16 protein-coding genes are annotated in these 15,372 nt (G+C 57.5%); 8 read left to right on the top strand and 8 right to left on the bottom strand.

Going from position 1 to position 15,372, the window contains the following annotated elements; translation table 11 throughout:
• Positions 1-44 precede the first annotated feature (44 nt).
• Entirely contained in the window at positions 45-866 is an 822-nt protein-coding gene (locus SYN65AY6A5_RS06745) for a tetratricopeptide repeat protein (protein ID WP_099835590.1), read from the top strand.
• A gap of 15 nt (positions 867-881) precedes the next feature.
• Here SYN65AY6A5_RS06745 and SYN65AY6A5_RS06740 read toward each other — a convergent pair whose 3' ends face one another.
• Entirely contained in the window at positions 882-1,142 is a 261-nt protein-coding gene (locus tag SYN65AY6A5_RS06740; protein WP_168174244.1) for an STAS domain-containing protein, read from the bottom strand.
• A gap of 191 nt (positions 1,143-1,333) precedes the next feature.
• Between SYN65AY6A5_RS06740 and SYN65AY6A5_RS06735 the strand changes: the two genes are divergently transcribed.
• Positions 1,334-2,521, top strand: a complete 1,188-nt coding sequence (locus tag SYN65AY6A5_RS06735; protein WP_049749723.1) for a glycosyltransferase family 2 protein — start codon at positions 1,334-1,336, stop codon at positions 2,519-2,521.
• A gap of 9 nt (positions 2,522-2,530) precedes the next feature.
• Here SYN65AY6A5_RS06735 and SYN65AY6A5_RS06730 read toward each other — a convergent pair whose 3' ends face one another.
• Positions 2,531-3,481 (bottom strand): DNA adenine methylase, encoded by a 951-nt coding sequence (locus SYN65AY6A5_RS06730; protein WP_099884119.1) that lies wholly within the window; start codon positions 3,479-3,481, stop codon positions 2,531-2,533.
• Positions 3,482-5,019: 1,538 nt separating this feature from the next.
• Between SYN65AY6A5_RS06730 and SYN65AY6A5_RS06720 the strand changes: the two genes are divergently transcribed.
• The 3 genes from SYN65AY6A5_RS06720 (at position 5,020) to SYN65AY6A5_RS06710 (ending at position 8,291) form a co-directional block, all read left to right on the top strand.
• Positions 5,020-5,736, top strand: a complete 717-nt coding sequence (locus SYN65AY6A5_RS06720) for an amidotransferase (protein WP_240531003.1) — start codon at positions 5,020-5,022, stop codon at positions 5,734-5,736.
• 76 nt (positions 5,737-5,812) lie between these two features.
• Complete coding sequence (gene murD, locus SYN65AY6A5_RS06715) at positions 5,813-7,222, top strand: UDP-N-acetylmuramoyl-L-alanine--D-glutamate ligase (protein WP_011429845.1); 1,410 nt, start codon at positions 5,813-5,815, stop codon at positions 7,220-7,222.
• Positions 7,167-8,291, top strand: a complete 1,125-nt coding sequence (locus tag SYN65AY6A5_RS06710) for a putative peptidoglycan glycosyltransferase FtsW (RefSeq protein WP_049749724.1) — start codon at positions 7,167-7,169, stop codon at positions 8,289-8,291. The genes murD and SYN65AY6A5_RS06710 overlap by 56 nt, the downstream gene beginning before the upstream one ends.
• Positions 8,292-8,305: 14 nt before the next feature.
• Here SYN65AY6A5_RS06710 and SYN65AY6A5_RS13830 read toward each other — a convergent pair whose 3' ends face one another.
• A complete protein-coding gene (locus SYN65AY6A5_RS13830; RefSeq protein ID WP_143597114.1) occupies positions 8,306-8,509 on the bottom strand; it encodes a hypothetical protein in 204 nt (67 codons plus the stop codon).
• Positions 8,510-9,287: 778 nt separating this feature from the next.
• Positions 9,288-9,878 carry a dynamin family protein gene (locus SYN65AY6A5_RS06695; protein WP_168174243.1) on the bottom strand — a complete coding sequence of 197 codons (591 nt, stop codon included), beginning with the start codon at positions 9,876-9,878 and terminating at the stop codon, positions 9,288-9,290.
• Between the two features lie 333 nt (positions 9,879-10,211).
• On the opposite strand from SYN65AY6A5_RS06695, the gene SYN65AY6A5_RS06690 reads away from it, so the two are divergent.
• Complete coding sequence (locus SYN65AY6A5_RS06690) at positions 10,212-10,814, top strand: Ycf51 family protein (protein ID WP_240531002.1); 603 nt, start codon at positions 10,212-10,214, stop codon at positions 10,812-10,814.
• Here SYN65AY6A5_RS06690 and SYN65AY6A5_RS06685 read toward each other — a convergent pair.
• Both SYN65AY6A5_RS06685 and SYN65AY6A5_RS06680 read right to left on the bottom strand, forming a co-directional pair.
• Complete coding sequence (locus SYN65AY6A5_RS06685; RefSeq protein ID WP_099884111.1) at positions 10,754-11,623, bottom strand: alpha/beta hydrolase; 870 nt, start codon at positions 11,621-11,623, stop codon at positions 10,754-10,756. The genes SYN65AY6A5_RS06690 and SYN65AY6A5_RS06685 overlap by 61 nt on opposite strands.
• A gap of 42 nt (positions 11,624-11,665) precedes the next feature.
• Positions 11,666-12,331, bottom strand: a complete 666-nt coding sequence (locus SYN65AY6A5_RS06680) for a Crp/Fnr family transcriptional regulator (RefSeq protein ID WP_011429850.1) — start codon at positions 12,329-12,331, stop codon at positions 11,666-11,668.
• 372 nt (positions 12,332-12,703) lie between these two features.
• Here SYN65AY6A5_RS06680 and surE point away from each other — a divergent pair, with 372 nt between their 5' ends.
• Positions 12,704-13,483 (top strand): 5'/3'-nucleotidase SurE, encoded by a 780-nt coding sequence (gene surE / locus SYN65AY6A5_RS06675; protein ID WP_011429851.1) that lies wholly within the window; start codon positions 12,704-12,706, stop codon positions 13,481-13,483.
• Between the two features lie 56 nt (positions 13,484-13,539).
• Here surE and SYN65AY6A5_RS06670 read toward each other — a convergent pair whose 3' ends face one another.
• Together SYN65AY6A5_RS06670 and hisH are read right to left on the bottom strand one after the other, a co-directional pair.
• On the bottom strand, positions 13,540-14,001 hold the full coding sequence (locus tag SYN65AY6A5_RS06670; protein ID WP_099884109.1) for an EVE domain-containing protein: 462 nt from the start codon (positions 13,999-14,001) through the stop codon (positions 13,540-13,542).
• Positions 14,002-14,007: 6 nt separating this feature from the next.
• Entirely contained in the window at positions 14,008-14,658 is a 651-nt protein-coding gene (hisH, locus tag SYN65AY6A5_RS06665; protein WP_011429853.1) for an imidazole glycerol phosphate synthase subunit HisH, read from the bottom strand.
• 229 nt (positions 14,659-14,887) lie between these two features.
• Here hisH and SYN65AY6A5_RS14145 point away from each other — a divergent pair.
• Positions 14,888-15,372: helix-turn-helix domain-containing protein (locus tag SYN65AY6A5_RS14145; RefSeq protein ID WP_143597145.1), on the top strand; the 485-nt coding region annotated here is incomplete at its 3' end.

Raw genomic sequence — 15,372 nt, 5'->3', positions numbered from 1 at the left:
GGAGCGAATGATAGAGTACAAAGAGGTTTTGTGCGAGCCCCTTCATGCCTCAGTCCAAACCTGACGAACCTTTCGTCCGCAAGGTCTTCAAAGCGCTGGTGCTGGTGGTCGGCGCAGCGATGTTCCTAAGCTTCTCCTTTGGCCCCATCCTCCAGGCGCTGGGGCCTTCGGACTCGCAAGACACCGCCAACTTGGTTACTGAGCAACTGCGGGCCCAGGCGGACGGCTACCGGGCTGTGCTGGAACGGGAGCCGGATAACCCCATCGCCCTGCGGGGGTTGATCGACACGCAACTGCAGCTCAACGAGCCGCAAGGGGCCATCGAGCCGCTGAAGAAGCTGGTGGAACTGGAGCCGGAAAATCGGCAACTGCGAGCTTTTTTGGCCCAGATTCAGCAAGATACAGGGGATCTGGAAGGGGCATTAGAGCAGCTCCAGATCCTTCACGAGAAGGATCCCAAAGATAGCCAAGTCCTGCAGGAGCTGGCCGACGTTCAACTAGCGCTGGGCCGCCCTTCTCAAGCCATTGAACTACTGGAGAACTATCTGAAGGAAGTCCCGGAAGATAACGATGTCCGTCTGCGCTTGGCCTTTATCTACGTCCGCAATAACCAGACGGAAAAGGCTGTCGCCCTCTACGACGAGATGATTGCGGCGGATCCCAGCGACTTTGCGCCCGTGTTGGGCAAAGCAATAGCCCTTAGCTCCGCCACCGATGAAAACCTACGGGCAAAAGCCCCGGAGCTATTTGAGCAAGCAGCCCGCCTGGCCCCACCCAAGCTGCGGGAGCAGATCCGGCAAGAGGCCGAGCTCTCTGCCCAAAGAAACCAGCCTCAGGCTGTTGAGAGCCAGGAGACTGCTCCCTGAGGAGAGTCGTCCCCCTCAAGACTCGGAGACCTCCTTGAGGGCCGCTTCCACCGAGGGATAGATCTCGAAGAGGGAATCTAGGTGGGTAACCTTGAGAACCAGCTTCGCTTGTTCTCCCAGGCTGCAGAGCTTGAGAGGACAGCCGGCAGCGGAACAGAGGCGTCTTGCCCACACCAAAGCCGACACCCCCCTACTGTCGATCAGCGGAACCTGACTTAGATCCAGCAAGAGATGTCTTGGTTTCTCGGCGAGAACCGTGCCCAGCTCTTGGCGCACCAGAACCGGATCCAGCTTTCCTGGCGGAAGCTTGACGAGGGTAACAAGGGATCCCTTGGGGCTGAGCCGGGTGGAAAGATTAACAAAAGGCTGAGAAAGTCAAGGGCGGGAGCCACATTGATTCTGAACCAAAGCCGCCGGGTTGGGTTCCGCCGGGCAACTTTTATTTGAGATGTGGGAAGGTAGCTCTAATGGATACGCACGGGATCCCGGATTGGTTGGGGGATGCGGCTGCCCTGGGTTTGTTGGCCCTGCAGATGCCGATGGCGGCGGTGTTGCTGGCGCGGCTGCTGCCCTCTTTGTGGCGCCCTTCCCCTCTGCCCCCTGGCCAAGCGGGGATCCCCTTCCCGACGGGCCTGGTCAGCGTCTTGCTGCCCACCCTCAACGAGGCCGAGCGCCTGGATCCCTGTCTGGAAGGGCTGCACCGCCAGGGAGCGGTTGTGCGCGAAGTTCTGGTGGTGGATAGCCGCTCCCAGGATGGCACCCGCGAAAAAGTGCTGCAAATGGCCGCGCGGGATCCCCGCTTTCGCCTCGTTACCGACGATCCCCTGCCCAGCGGCTGGGTCGGTCGCCCTTGGGCGTTGCACTATGGATTTCTCCAGTCGGATCCCGCCTCTGAGTGGATCTTGGGCATTGATGCCGACACCCGCCCCCAGCCGGGCCTGGTGGAGCGGCTGCTGGAAACTGCCCAGGCCAAAAAGCTGGATCTCATCACCCTGGCGCCGCAGTTTATCCTGCAGCACTGGGGGGAAGGCTGGCTGCAGCCAGCTCTTTTGACAACCCTGATCTACCGCTATGGGGCGGCAGGGGAGACTCCCCACTTGCCGGAGCGGACGATGGCCAATGGGCAGTGTATGTTGGTGCGCCGCTCGGTGCTGGAAGCCATGAACGGCTATACCCTGGCGCGGGCCTCCTTTTGCGACGATGTCACCCTGGTGCGGCAGATCGCGGCAGCCGGCTTTAAAGTAGCTTTTTGCGACGGTCGGCACCTGCTCAAGGTGCGCATGTACACCTCTTTGGCCGAAACTTGGCGGGAGTGGGGCCGATCCCTGGATTTGAAAGACGCCACCCCCAGGGCCCAACTGTGGGGGGATATGGCCCTGCTGGTGCTTACCCAAGGGATCCCACTCTTGGCAGTGGGGGGGCTGGGGATCAAGGCCGGGCTGGGGTTCCCCTTTTCCCTAACAGAGCAAGTGTTGTTGGGGCTCAACCTGGGCTTGCTGGCCCTGCGACTGGGGGTGCTGATGGGCATTCGCGGCTCTTATCAGGATCCCCCCTGGACGTTTTGGGCTTCGCCGCTGGCGGATCCCTTGGCTGTCCTGCGGGTGATCTTGTCAGCCCTCAGCCGCCCCCGCTCTTGGCGCGGGCGCACCTACTAGTCGACTGCCTCAGGATCTCACCTGCCCCGCGAAGCGCAGCGGAGTGACAGCAGGCGCAAGCGAGTGTTGGGTGGCCCTCAAATAAGGCAACCCCTGATCGAGTAAGCCTAGCTGCACCGCTCTTTCAACAGGGTAGTTTGTGACCACTAGCTCCGTGATTTTGCCTCGTTTTGTCCCCTTGCAGTTGATAGCCCGGTTTGCTTGAACTTCATCAATAGCAAAGAAGGGCATAGCGTACAAAGAGCGAATGATTGCGGTGTCAGAATTAGAAAGCATGATGTACACCTTATTCTTGCTTAAGTCAATGCAAATGTCTCGTAATCGCTCTTGATCCTCTAGGCCGAAGCCACTGGCATGATAGGAGGTAAAGTTTGATGTTTGCGAGACAGGAACGTAAGGCGGGTCGAAATACACCCAGTCGCCTGGCTTGGCCCTCTCAACAACCGTATCAAATGGCACGCACAAAATTTCAACATTTTGTAGAGCAAGGGATGCAGCTAAAAGATTGTCCTTGTCTAGATACTTTGGAGCTTTATATCGCCCAAAAGGAACATTGAACTTTCCTTGCCGATTGACGCGATACAAACCATTATAGCCTGTCTTGTTCAGGTAAATCATGCGCGCTGCTCGTCCTACAAGACCCATTGACCAAGGATCTTTCTCTCGAATCTGGTAATAAAAACTTTCATTGTGTGGAAATTCGGAGAGTAGTTGAATAACTTCCCAAACATGATCGCGAATAGCCAGGTAAGTATCTATCAGCTCAGCGTTGATATCGGAAAGGATCGCCTGTTTGATTTTGCATTCTCTATACAGGCGAAAGAAAAGCGCGCCACTCCCAACAAAAGGCTCGTGGTAAGTTCTGAAATAGACCGGCATCCGCTCTAATAGGGCGTCTGTCAGTTGTGTCTTGCCACCGGCCCATTTTAGAAAAGGTCGCGGAAGAAGCAAATCGCTCATGTTACAATCCAAAATACAAACGTAACCAATCTTCTAAATCGCTGAACCAAACCACTTTCTCAGTAGACATCAGTTATCCTTGCATGTTCTTTGAAAACCCTTCGCCGTCAATTACCTCGATCCCTGGAATAGGCCAGTGCTCCATATCTTGAATGGTTGCAGGGATCTTCTCTTCCGCTGTGCCTGACGTCGCCTGAAACTTACACTCCACTCCCAGTCGCTTGCCGCTTTTTTCATCGCTAATGACCACATCAATATACCGCTGTTGCCCCCACAGCCTTCGTGCTGGTCTTCAATCCAAGAGATTGTGCCAGAGCAACAACTCGCTGCTTTAATTCGTCACCACTTTTAGGCGCTGTTCTTTTTCCTGACATAGAGAAAACTCCTCACAGACAATCAGCTTCGTTTGTTTTCACCACCCCTGCGCTCTCCCATCGCCACCCAACTCCCGAAGCTTTGCGGCTAGGCGCTGCTGTTCCTGACGGACTTGGGCGAGGGCTGCTACTGCCGCTCCTGCCCTACTTGTTCAATTCCCCCAGAAGCAAATTCCCGTCGGCAGTCCACCACTGCAAGTAGGTGGCTGTGGTTTCTACTTTTTGTCGGTGCCACACCCTCAAGAACCAGCCGATCTCCGGAGTCCAGTAGCAGTGGTTTTCATCTGCTGTTGCAGAAGCACATAGCAACCTTAATACAGATTAGTGATCGGGGGCAAGATGGATTTAATGCAGGGGCTCGTGGATTTCGTAGACAGCAACCCCGATCTCCGAGAGCTGGGGCAAGCCTTAGCTGTCAAAACAACACTCCAAGGCCATACTCACCCCTAGGTCTGTGACGTGTTGCAAGTGTCATCAAGCTTTATCAGCAACCGGAACTTATACTCCCAAACCAAGGAGCTGCTGGACTTGCTCTAGCTTATCGAGGCTCAAAGCCCTATCTCTCTCCCGAATAAAAAGCTGCTGCTATTGCGATGAGCTGAAGGAAAGTTTAGAAGAGGCAGTCCCAGAAGAATGAGGAAGCAGTTGCTCAAAAAAAGAGATACGGCATAAGGCAAAAGAGTAGAAGCTCCTGATGGACAAGGGGGAGCTAACAGTGTTTATGGTAGATGAGCGTCACCCGCTATGAGGTTACCTTTGTGGATAGAGGTGGGGGGTAAAGGAGAACAGATTGCGGCCGATATTAAGAATATCAGGGGGAGGCGAAGTTACTTTGGGGCATTAGATTATGACAAGAGAGAGTTTCTGTTGCAAGTATATAATAAGGCAGATTCTCAAAGCATGAGAGCGTTTATAGAGTACTTAAGACTTGAGAAAAAAGAACAAAGGATAGCGATTTTTTGGGATGGGGCGGACTATCGTTGCTGTAAATAGGTTAGGGCGTATTTAGAAGAAGTGAGCCAGAGGTTAAGAGAAGAGGAGTGGCCAGTCAGGTGCATTCTTTTTGTTCCTTATACAACGGAACAGAATTTTGATTTTCCTATCATGAATATCTTAGGAATGCTACGATCAGCAGGGAAGTTACAGGAGCTATGCTATGCTGGGGTGTTAGTCATCGAAATCAGCATGCGTGTCCATTACTTACAACATGTGCCCTTTGAAGGTCTGGGCTATATAGAGTCCTGGCTCAAAGCCAAGGAATACCCTGTAACGGGCACAAGGTTTTTTGAATCGACGAGATTGCCGAGCCTAGATGAATTTGACATGCTCATCGTCATGGGTGGCCCCATGAGTGCCAATGACGAAAGTGCATTTCCTTGGCTAGGTCAGGAGAAGGAGTTTATCCGCAATGCCATCGAGGCCGGCAAGTCCATTTTGGGCATCTGTCTGGGGGCGCAACTGATTGCCAGCGTAATGGGTAGCCGAGTGTTTCCAAATCGTGTTAAGGAAATAGGCTGGTGGCCGGTACGAGGGGTACAGCCCCCTGATGAGCTAACCTTTCGCTTCCCGCCCTCGATTGAGGTTTTTCACTGGCACGGGGAAACCTTCGAGCTGCCCCCTGGTGCAATTCACCTTGCCAAGAGCGAAGGCTGTGAGAACCAGGCCTTTCAGCTTGGACGCTCAGTGATCGGCCTCCAGTTTCACTTGGAAACCACGCCAGAATTGGTGCAAGGGCTTGTCTCCCACTGCCGCAACGAACTGTTGCCATCTACCTATGTGCAGTCGGAAGCAGAGATCCTCTCAGCCTCCCCTGAGAAGTACCAAGCCATAAACCGTCTAATGGGCGAGGTTCTCTCCTTTCTCTGTCGCTCCGATCCCTAGGCCCCGCGCTGCGCTCTAGAGAGCGGCCAAAGCCGTAAGATGCAGATCTGCAAGCCAAAGTTCCAAGAGGATAGACGTGGGCCATCAGGTTTTGGGACTGGGGATCGCGGGTTGGTCGGCTGCACGGCTGCTGCGGGCCCAGGGAAAAGAGGTGTGGGTCTGGGACGAGCAGGATTCGGAGCTCTTGCGGCAACGGCAGGCGGAGCTGGAACGGGAAGGGATCCCTGTCCACTTGGGCCAGCCTTTTCAACTGCTGCCGGGAGTGAAGCAGGTGGTGGTCAGCCCGGGCATTGCCTGGGATCACCCGCTGCTGCAAGAGGCGCGGCGGCAAGGGATCGAGGTGGTGGGAGAGGCGGAGCTGGCCTGGCCGTTTCTTGAGCACCTGCCTTGGGTGGGGATCACGGGCACCAACGGCAAAAGCACCACCACGGCCCTGGTGGCGGAGATGTTCAAGGTGGCAGGGCTCGAAGGGATCCCCTGCGGCAACATCGGCTTACCTCTGTCGCAAGTGGCTCTAGAAACCTGGCAAGGGCGGCGGCAGCCGGCTTGGATCGTGGCAGAGCTGAGCAGCTACCAACTAGAAGCCAGCCGCCACCTGATGCAGAGCTCCCCCGGCAGCCCGCCCCGCATTGGGGTGTGGACAACTTTCACCCCCGATCACCTAGAGCGGCACGGCACCCTGGAGCGCTACGCCGGCTTTAAGGCGCGGCTGCTGCAGCGGGCCCAGTGGCGGGTGGTCAACGGCGAGGATCCCTACCTCTTTCGCCGCCGGCAGGACTGGGAAAACACCTACTGGGTTTCGCTGCAAGATCCGCAAGCGGATGTTTTCCTGCGGGGGAGCACTCTTTACATCCAGGGAGAAGCGGTAGCCGAGCTGGAGGATTTTGCCGAGCGCTGCCCAGGCTCGCACAACTTGCAGAACCTGCTCCTAGCGGCAGCGGCTGCTCATCTGGCCGGGATCCCCAACACTGCCATTCAAGGAGCCATCCGCTCTTTTGCCGGCATGCCCCATCGCCTGGAGCGGGTAGCCCAAATCCAGGTGGGATCCACCCCCATCCGCTTTGTCAACGACAGCAAAGCCACCAACTACGAGGCCGGCTGGGTGGCCCTCAACGCCCTCTCCCCGCCCATCATCCTCATTGCCGGTGGAAGGGCCAAACAGGGGGACCCCTCAGCCTGGCTGCGGCTTATTCAGGCTAAGGTGGCCCGCGTGTTGCTCATTGGGGAGGCTGCCCCTGCCCTGGCCCAGGCCCTCCAGGAGATCCGCTATACTGACCTCGAGATCCTGCCAACGCTAGATGTGGCGGTGGAAAGGGCTTTTGTAGCTGCTTGCTCCCTAGCGCAAGCCCTGGACAATCCGGCCCAGCCCATCACCGTCTTGCTCTCGCCTGCTTGTGCCAGCTTTGACCAGTACTCCAGCTTTGAGCACCGTGGCCACCACTTCCGCGCCTGCTGCCAAGCCCTTGTGGGATCCCTGGAATGCTGAAGCCCGCTGGCTGCGCTGGCTGACGCTGGTCTGGTTGGGGATGGGACTAGCGATGCTGTTTTCCGCCTCCTACCCGGTGGCGCAGCAGACTACCGGCGATGGCCTCTATTTCTTTAAGCGCCAGGTGCTCTGGTCAGGGCTGGGGCTGGTCTGCTTCACCATCCTAGTGCGCATCCCCTTGCAGCGCTGGTTCCCCTGGGCGGGGATCCTCTGCCTGCTGGGCATTGGCTTGGTCTGGGCCACCCACGTGCCAGGTCTGGGGGTTTCCCGCCTGGATGCCAGCCGCTGGCTGGATCTAAAGGTGATCCCGATTATTCAGCCTGCGGAATTGCTCAAGCCCCTGTTGGTGCTGCAGGGATCCTGGGTGTTTGGCCGTTGGTTTTACCATCCCCTCTGGTTTCGCGGCGTCTGGGTCGGGCTCTTTGCTTTGGCGCTGCTGGGGATCCTCATCCAGCCCAACTTGGGTACCACCGCCATCTGCGGCCTTACCCTCTGGGTCATGGCCTGGACGGCTGGGCTCCCCCTTTTTACCCTCTTGGCTACCGCGGGACTGGGGATCTTGGCGGCTGGGGTGAGCATTCTCAGCAAAGACTACCAGCGGCGGCGCATCTTAGCCTTTTTGGATCCCTGGGGGAATGCTCAGGGGGACGGCTACCAGTTGGTGCAGAGCCTTTTGGCTATTGGCTCAGGTGGCTGGTGGGGCAAAGGCTATGGTCTTTCCCTACAAAAGCTGTTCTACCTGCCCATCCAGTACACGGACTTCATCTTTGCTGTGTATGCAGAAGAGTTTGGCCTGGTGGGATCCCTTTTCTTCCTGGGGCTATTGAGCGCCTACACCTGGGTCAGCTTGCGGGTTATGCGGCGCTGTCTCGACCTGCCTGCCCGGCTGGTGGTCTGCGGCTGTCTGATGTTTTTGGTAGGGCAGGCACTGCTGAATATCGGCGTGGTCAGCGGCCTACTTCCGACTACAGGGGTGCCCTTGCCCCTGTTTAGCTACGGCGGCAGCTCGATCCTGGCGGGGCTGATCATGGCGGGGCTGTTGGTCCGGGCCGCCCGCGAGGTGGGCTAAGGCCTGTAAGCTTCTCACTCGGTAGCCAGTAGATAAAGACTTGGGGGTTCAGAGGGGATCAATCGGTAGGGATCCGCCTGGTTAAGCTCTCGACAGAGGTGAGCAAAAGACTGGAGACCTTCGAGGCGCTCCGTGAGCTCGCTGAGGGTATCTAGGTATTCGGCTAAAGCAGCTTGGGAAAGGTGCCAAGACTTGTCCAGCTCCTGGAAATAGGTCATCTGAAACTCGACGGAAAAATTCTTTTCTCTGAGAAAGACCTGCTCTGGCGTAAGCCCTCGATCAAATGGGGAAAGACGAGCAATGCGCTGGATGCGTTCGCTAGAGATGCGGCCAGCGAAGCCAGAAGCCTTGTACGTATAGGCCGTCCGGAGCTGAGGCCGATCTGCTGGCAAGAGAGCTGCACACCACCTTTCGCTCAGTTCCCGGAAACGAGGGACCTCGAAGTTTAGGACATCAACAGCATCTTGAAGGTACCCATGTTTAAGCAGAAGCTGGGATTCCGCCGCTAGGGAAACCGCCCAACCCTTGAGAGCAATATCGCTGAGCAATAGGCAGTGGACCTGGCGCTCAACAGGGATCTGATGGGCTTGGTCAGAGAAAAAAATTCGGATATTTCCTGTCCTTCCTCGATGCTGTTCTCGAGGTTAAGTAGCCACGACCTCAGCTCCTTATCACCTCTCGTAGAGGCTTTAATGAAGTTATAGCAGTCTTTAAAAAGAGAGCTGACCATCCACCGCCTGGTACTGGGATCTACATCCGACGCTTCAGAAGAGTTAGCTCCCCAGGCACATTGAGCATAAAAGAGTGCAATAGCAGAAAGAGGAATGATGCAAGGCGGCTCTGGAAGAGCCAGAATCTCCTGAATTTCCTCCCTCAGCTCCTCGATCCTTTGCTCTAGAGGGTTGTCGGTTTGATTCCGCATGTCAACCCTGTTGAGCAAGAAGACCATCAAACTGGTTTGACCTCTGAGAAACTCTACGACATCCTTTAGCTCTCTCAAGAGAGTTTCCCGTCCTTGCCAATCTGTCTGAGAGTAATCCAGTGCAACAAAGCTAAAGCACTTGCTGACATGCTCTTGGATAATCCTAAGGCTTGTTTATCTTGAATTGAGTTTAGGCCAGGCAAGTCATAAATCTCGACCTGTAAGCCCTCAGGCAGGCCTAACAGAAAAGGGTTTCTGACCGGCAGCAGCGGACACTCAACGTCTACCTGAGGGATGCCCACCTCCGCTTCATCCCTCTTCTTTCTCTTCTTTCGTCGCTCTTGGTGGTAGGCCTCCATCGTCAGCTTGAGCCGGCTGTAGATTTCTTCGTCCCTCAGGTCTTCCCACGTGCCGCATTCCCAGGTAGCTCCTTCGGTATTGTGGATAACTAGCCTGCTCCGCTCGCTGTGCCTAATCCGCAGGATCCCGGCACTCATCTCCTGGGCCTCAATAGGCGCGATTTTCCGGCCAATGAGGGCGTTCACAATAGTGGATTTACCCGAAGAGGTGGTGCCAATGGTGGCAATCCGGAAGGAGGGCTTCTGTAGGCGGGCAACGGCCTCTTCGTAGACAACCCGAAAGGCCTGCAGCTTTTCCAGCAGCACAGAGCTGCTAATGACGTCGTGGTATTCGCTGAGGATCCCAGCAGTGAGGTTGCCAAGGGTGAACAGTGACTCTCTTGCGATCCGCAGGGCTACCGAGGGATCGTAGAATCAAGCCTGTGATGCGCTCCTTCAGATAGAGTTGAAGATGACATGCCGACAGCTCTCAAGCCGCTTCGCCGGCATTATAGTCCTTTCGCTAGTACCGTGGTTCGTTTTCTTCGCATTTTTTCAGCGTCCTTCTTGACAGCAATGCTGATTTAGTAGCACAAAGAAATGGATCTAAAATGCACATAGCCGCCGGCAGTTCTGGGGTCAACAAGAGGTAGTTTGCGAATGATGGATGGCTCTTTGCAATCTTTCTTCGCCTCTGCTTCGCAAGTGGGGCTGGGAGTAGCGGTCTTCCTGGCGCTGCTCACTCTGCTGGCCTGGATACGCAACTGGCCTTGGAAGTTTTCGCTAGTGGGCTACACGGCCTTTACCTTGGTCCTAACGGCAGGCTGTTTTGCTCTGAGCCTAGGGCCCATTTTCCGCTCCCGCATCCCCGGGGCTGCTCCCTACACCACTGTCTATGACCAAGGGGCGGAGCGGGCGGTCATTGCCGTTAGCCCAGATATCACCCCGGAGCAACTGATCCTTACGCTGAAGCAGGCAGCTAGCGATCTGGCCTCCTCTGGTCGTTTCTCTACCGGCTCGCCGGTATTTACCCTGCAGGCCCGCACTGTCATCCACCCCGAGCCGGGAGTCTCCGAGCCCTTACTTTTGGGCACGCTGCAACAGCCTTTGGGGAAACGCCTGCGCACCCCGGAAGAACAACAGCAGCAGCAAATCCACCTGGAGGAAGAGGCCTTTGCTCGGCTGCGTAGGTTAGCCCAGGCTCAGGAGGCCGCCCCGCCCTCTGAGGGGACTTTGCAAGAGCCTCCCTTGGCCCAATCCTGAGCCCTCAGCCAGCGGCGCAGATCTTGCCCTACTTGCTCAGGGATCTCCCAGGGAAAGAGGTGGGCCACGTTGGGATAGACAATGCAGGTGCACTGAGGGAGAAGGCGGGCCGTGGCTAGGCTGCTGGCAACAGTGATGTGGCAATCCTGCTCCGCAGCCAGAATCAAAACCGGCAGGTGCAGGCGGTGCAGCTCTCCCTCGCGGTTGTAGCCCTGTCGAAGGGCAGCGCGTAGGGCTTGGCGAGCCTGAGGAGAGGTATGCAGGTAAGCCGGCAAAGCTGCCTGGGCCAGGTAGCGATAGGTTCTCGGGGTATGTCTCTGGACTAGGTAGCGGTAGAGAGAGCGGCGGCCAAAGGTGTTGATGTTCCAACTCCAGCCGGGCCAAAGCCAGTTGAGCAGCGAAGCAATGCCGGTGTTGAGCTGATCCCAAAAATCGGTGGGGGGATGGTTGCTGCGGGGACAGGCAGCGCTGGCCACCAAGACCAAGCCTTTGACCCGTCCCGGCAGCCGCAAGGCCAGCTCCAGGGCCAGGATCCCGCCCAGCGACCAGCCCAGCAGCAGGCACTCCCGCCAGCCCAGGCGATCCAGCAGCTCCTGCAAATCCTCCAGGTGGGCCGACATCTCAAAGGGATCCCGCACCTGCGAACGCCCGTAGCCGCGCAGATCCGGCGCCACACAGGGGTGCATCCCCGCCACCGCCTCGGCAAAGACTTCCATGCAGTCGGCATTGCCCGGATGGCCGTGGAGCAGCAGGATGGGCAGCGAAGGGATCCCTTCTCCCCAAACACGACAGTGGAGCTGTAGGCCCATCGGCTTACCAGAGCACTTTGAAATTGCACTGAAATCGCAGGGTCAGGCGCTGGCCGCCTTTTTTGGCGTCGGCTGCAGCTTCACCCCGTTGGGGATGCAGATTAAGTTTTGATCCAGCACCTGCACAAACCCCTTCGAGCGCAGGGATCCCAGCAGGCGAGTAACCGTCACGCGGGTGGCACCAATGGCATCCCCGATCTGGGCGTGGGTGAGGGGCCAGGGGAGGTACATCCCCTGCTCACAGGGCTGCCCATACTCGTCGATTAACAAGGTCAAAAAGCCCTTCAGGCGGTCGATGGCCCGACGCTGGCCCAAGTTGCCCAGCCAGAGCAACTTGCGTTGCAGTTGCTGGCGGAAGCTTTCTTGAATTTTCTGGTGCAGATAGGGCCACTGCTCCAAATCCTGCCAGTAAAACCACATCACCGTCGTGCGATCGACATGGGTGCAGGCTTTTAGCTCAAAGCGCTCCGGGTTGCTCAGCTCAAAGGGCACCCCGGGCGTGATAAACCCGACAAAAACCTCCCGCCGCTCCGGCGTTTGGCTGACCAGGCGCACCACGCCCTCTTGGGGGATGTACACCAATCCCGGACGAGTTGGAATGCGCACATCTTTAGGAAACGTACGAGAGCGGTAGTGCTCTTCGGCCCACTGGCGGAGTTCCCGCCATTCCTGAGCCTCTGCTGCCGATGTGATGGAAACAAGTGTCATGGGATCAACTTCCTGTCGCTCGAGCAACCTGATGGGTTTTACAGACTCCCCAGCTTTACCTGGCTACTGTTGCAACACAACGCTTTCGCCTTCGCGTCCGCGGAACGGAGTCGTGAGAGGATGGGGAAACCGCAAGGGGGCAAAACAAAGAGGAGAGAACCTACAGGCTTACTTTACCTTAGCTTCATAATGGCACTGAACCCTATGGGGCGACATCGGGTTTCTACTGATATTGTTCAAAAGGCTACGTCCAATAATAACCTCAAGAAGCCGTAAATTTTCAGAGCTTGTCGCCGAACTCAGCCAGCTAGGGGATGGCGCAGAATGGGGTCAGACTGGTGGATGTCTGAGTACAGGTGTGGGGTGGCTGCGATGAATATCCTTATCAGCAACGACGATGGCATCCAGGCGGCGGGGGTGCGATGTCTGGCCGCTGCGCTGGCTCAGGTGGGTGGACATCAGATCACGGTGGTCTGTCCGGATCGGGAGCGCTCGGCTACCGGCCACGCCTTGACGTTGCACAAGCCGCTGCGAGTGGATCCGGTGCGGGAGGGGTTTCCGCCAGAGGTGCAAGCTTGGGCCTGTTCGGGCACGCCCTCGGACTGCGTCAAGTTGGGCCTGGACGGTCTGCTGCAGCAGCCCCCTGACTGGGTCATTGCCGGCATCAACCAGGGAGCCAATCTGGGCACTGATGTGCTCTATTCCGGCACCGTCTCGGCAGCCATGGAAGGGCTGCTGGAAGGGATCCCCAGCCTAGCCGTGAGCCTGGCCAGCTTTACCCACCAGGATTTTCAGCCGGCGGCCCAGGTGGTGCTGATGCTGCTGGAGAAGCTGAGCCTGAAGCCTTTAGAGAAGCCGATGCTGTTGAACGTCAATGTCCCCCCGCTAGGGTTGGCTGAAATACGCGGCATGGTCTTGGCCCGCCTGGCCTGGCGCAAGTACACGGATCTCTACGAGAAACGGGTAGATCCCCGCGGCAAGGCCTACTACTGGCTGGCAGGAGAGGTGGTGGAAGAGGAGGTGGATCCCTGTTCCGATGTGCGGGCGGTTGCCGAGGGGTATGTGTCGATTACGCCCCTGCAGCCGGATTTAACGGCCTACGCCGCTTTCGAGAGCTTGCAGCGCTGGGGCCTCTCAGCCTTTGGCTTTTGAAAGCAAAAATGGCCTAGGGCAAGCAGGCTTGGCCGGGATCGCAGCCAGGGGAAACCCTAGAGGGGAACGGCTGCCAAGGCCAGCAGCCGTTCTGCCACAGCCTGGGGAACAGGCATCACCGACAGTCGCGTGCCTCGCCGCACCACTTCTAACTCCGCAGGGGTAAAAGTGGCCCTTAACTGGGCCAAAGGGATCAAGCGCCCAAAGGCGGCAACAAATTGCACCCGCACTGTCTGCCAGCGGGGCGCTGCAGGGGTTGACTTGGGATCGTAGTAGGGGCTGGTGGGATCAAACTGGCTGGGATCCACCACCTGAGTCTCCACGATCTCCATCAGGCCGGCTATGCTGGGGGGGTCGGCGTTGGAGTGGTAGAAAAAGGCGCGATCCCCAACCTGCATGGCCTTCAAGTAGTTGCGGGCTTGGTAGTTGCGCACGCCGTCCCAAAGGGTTTGGCCGTCCCGCTGCAGATCCCAGATGCTGTAGACGCTGGGCTCCGATTTCATCAGCCAGTAGTTCATGAAACGCTAGGCGCCGGCAGCAGGCAAGCGACGGGCAACAAACTCGACAAAGTTTTGCAATATCTTCAAGCCTACAGGGCCGGACTTTTCGGGGTGAAATTGGGTGGCAAACAAGGTGCCGCGGGCAATGGCGGCCACACAGGTTTGGCTGCCGTGCTGGGTGGTGGCGACCACCCAGCTTGGATCCTTGGGCACCGCGTGGTAGGAGTGGACAAAGTAAACCCAGCTTTGCTCGGGGATCCCTGCCCAAAGGGGAGAGTCGGGCTGGGTAAGGTGCAACTGGTTCCAGCCCATGTGGGGGATGCGCAGGCCCGGCTCCGGTCGAAAGCGCTGCACCCGCCCCGGCACGATGCCCAGCCCCGGCTCTGTCCCCTCTTCGCTGTCTTCGAACAAAACTTGCAAACCAATACAAATGCCCAAGAAAGGCTGCTGCCGCTCGATGGCTTGTCGGATTGCCTCCCCAAAGCCGCGCGCCCGCAACTGCTGCATGGCTGGGTCAAAGGCCCCATCGCCGGGCAGGACAAGGCCATCAAAAGCCGCTAGCCCAGCCGGCTCTGTGACTAGCTGCACCTCGGCCCCGGCCCGCTCCAGCCCTTTGCAAGCTGAATGCAGGTTGCCGGCATCATAGTCGATCACCGCCAGGCGCACGGCTTTCATGGCTTTTCCTGAAACCTTCAAGAGCCTATCAGTATAGTGGTTTTAGCTAATCCGCCGTTCGCGCTAGCGGGACGTAGTCCTGGAAGCCCCGCTCTGTACCCCCCTATATCCCAGCCCCCCAGTCCCCCCGTATACGGGGGGATATAGGGGGGCGGAGGGATGTAGGGGGGCGGGCCGGCCAGAGTCAGGATGAGAGGCGGGAGCGTTCAACAGGTACAATGCATTCATCATGAGAACCGCTTACCAGTACCGCTTGCGCCCTACTGCTAGCCAAGTCGCCCTGATGGGTGAGTGGCTGGAGCTGCTGCGTAGGCAGTACAACTATCGCCTGGCAGAACGGTTCAACGGGTGGGAGCAGAATCGCTGCAACAGCCACGCTTGCCCGTTGACAGTCTGCCATCTGCCTGTGTTGAAAGACAAGCCCACCTTCGACTCCCAGAAGCGAGACTTGGTAAACACAAAGGCTCTCTTCCCCGAATACCAAGCGATTCATTCCCAGGTGCTCCAAGACTGCCTACAGCGGGTGCAAAGGGCCTTTGAGCGATGGCTAAAAGGTGACTGTAACGGCAAGCGGGCAGGCAGGCCTAGGTTTAAGGGAGTAGGGCGGTATCGCTCCTTCACCTTCCCTCAGATGAAGCAGGACTGCATTCGAGGGCAGTTTATCCATCTGCCCAAGGTTGGGCCGGTCAAGCTGGTCCAACACCGCCCTTTGCC

Source organism: Synechococcus sp. 65AY6A5 (assembly GCF_002760415.1).
In the GTDB taxonomy this organism is placed as follows: Bacteria; Cyanobacteriota; Cyanobacteriia; order Thermostichales; family Thermostichaceae; genus Thermostichus.
This window is presented reverse-complemented; position numbering and strand designations above follow the sequence as displayed.

Bases quoted from the DNA above. Each gene is read 5' to 3' on its own strand.
- SYN65AY6A5_RS06745 (WP_099835590.1), top strand. From the start codon at position 45: ATGCCTCAGTCCAAACCTGACGAACCTTTCGTCCGCAAGGTCTTCAAA.
- SYN65AY6A5_RS06735 (WP_049749723.1), top strand. From the start codon at position 1,334: ATGGATACGCACGGGATCCCGGATTGGTTGGGGGATGCGGCTGCCCTG.
- SYN65AY6A5_RS06730 (WP_099884119.1), bottom strand. From the start codon at position 3,481: ATGAGCGATTTGCTTCTTCCGCGACCTTTTCTAAAATGGGCCGGTGGC.
- SYN65AY6A5_RS13830 (WP_143597114.1), bottom strand. From the start codon at position 8,509: ATGACCTATTTCCAGGAGCTGGACAAGTCTTGGCACCTTTCCCAAGCT.
- SYN65AY6A5_RS06690 (WP_240531002.1), top strand. From the start codon at position 10,212: ATGATGGATGGCTCTTTGCAATCTTTCTTCGCCTCTGCTTCGCAAGTG.
- SYN65AY6A5_RS06685 (WP_099884111.1), bottom strand. From the start codon at position 11,623: ATGGGCCTACAGCTCCACTGTCGTGTTTGGGGAGAAGGGATCCCTTCG.
- SYN65AY6A5_RS06680 (WP_011429850.1), bottom strand. From the start codon at position 12,331: ATGACACTTGTTTCCATCACATCGGCAGCAGAGGCTCAGGAATGGCGG.
- surE (WP_011429851.1), top strand. From the start codon at position 12,704: ATGAATATCCTTATCAGCAACGACGATGGCATCCAGGCGGCGGGGGTG.
- SYN65AY6A5_RS06670 (WP_099884109.1), bottom strand. From the start codon at position 14,001: ATGAACTACTGGCTGATGAAATCGGAGCCCAGCGTCTACAGCATCTGG.
- hisH (WP_011429853.1), bottom strand. From the start codon at position 14,658: ATGAAAGCCGTGCGCCTGGCGGTGATCGACTATGATGCCGGCAACCTG.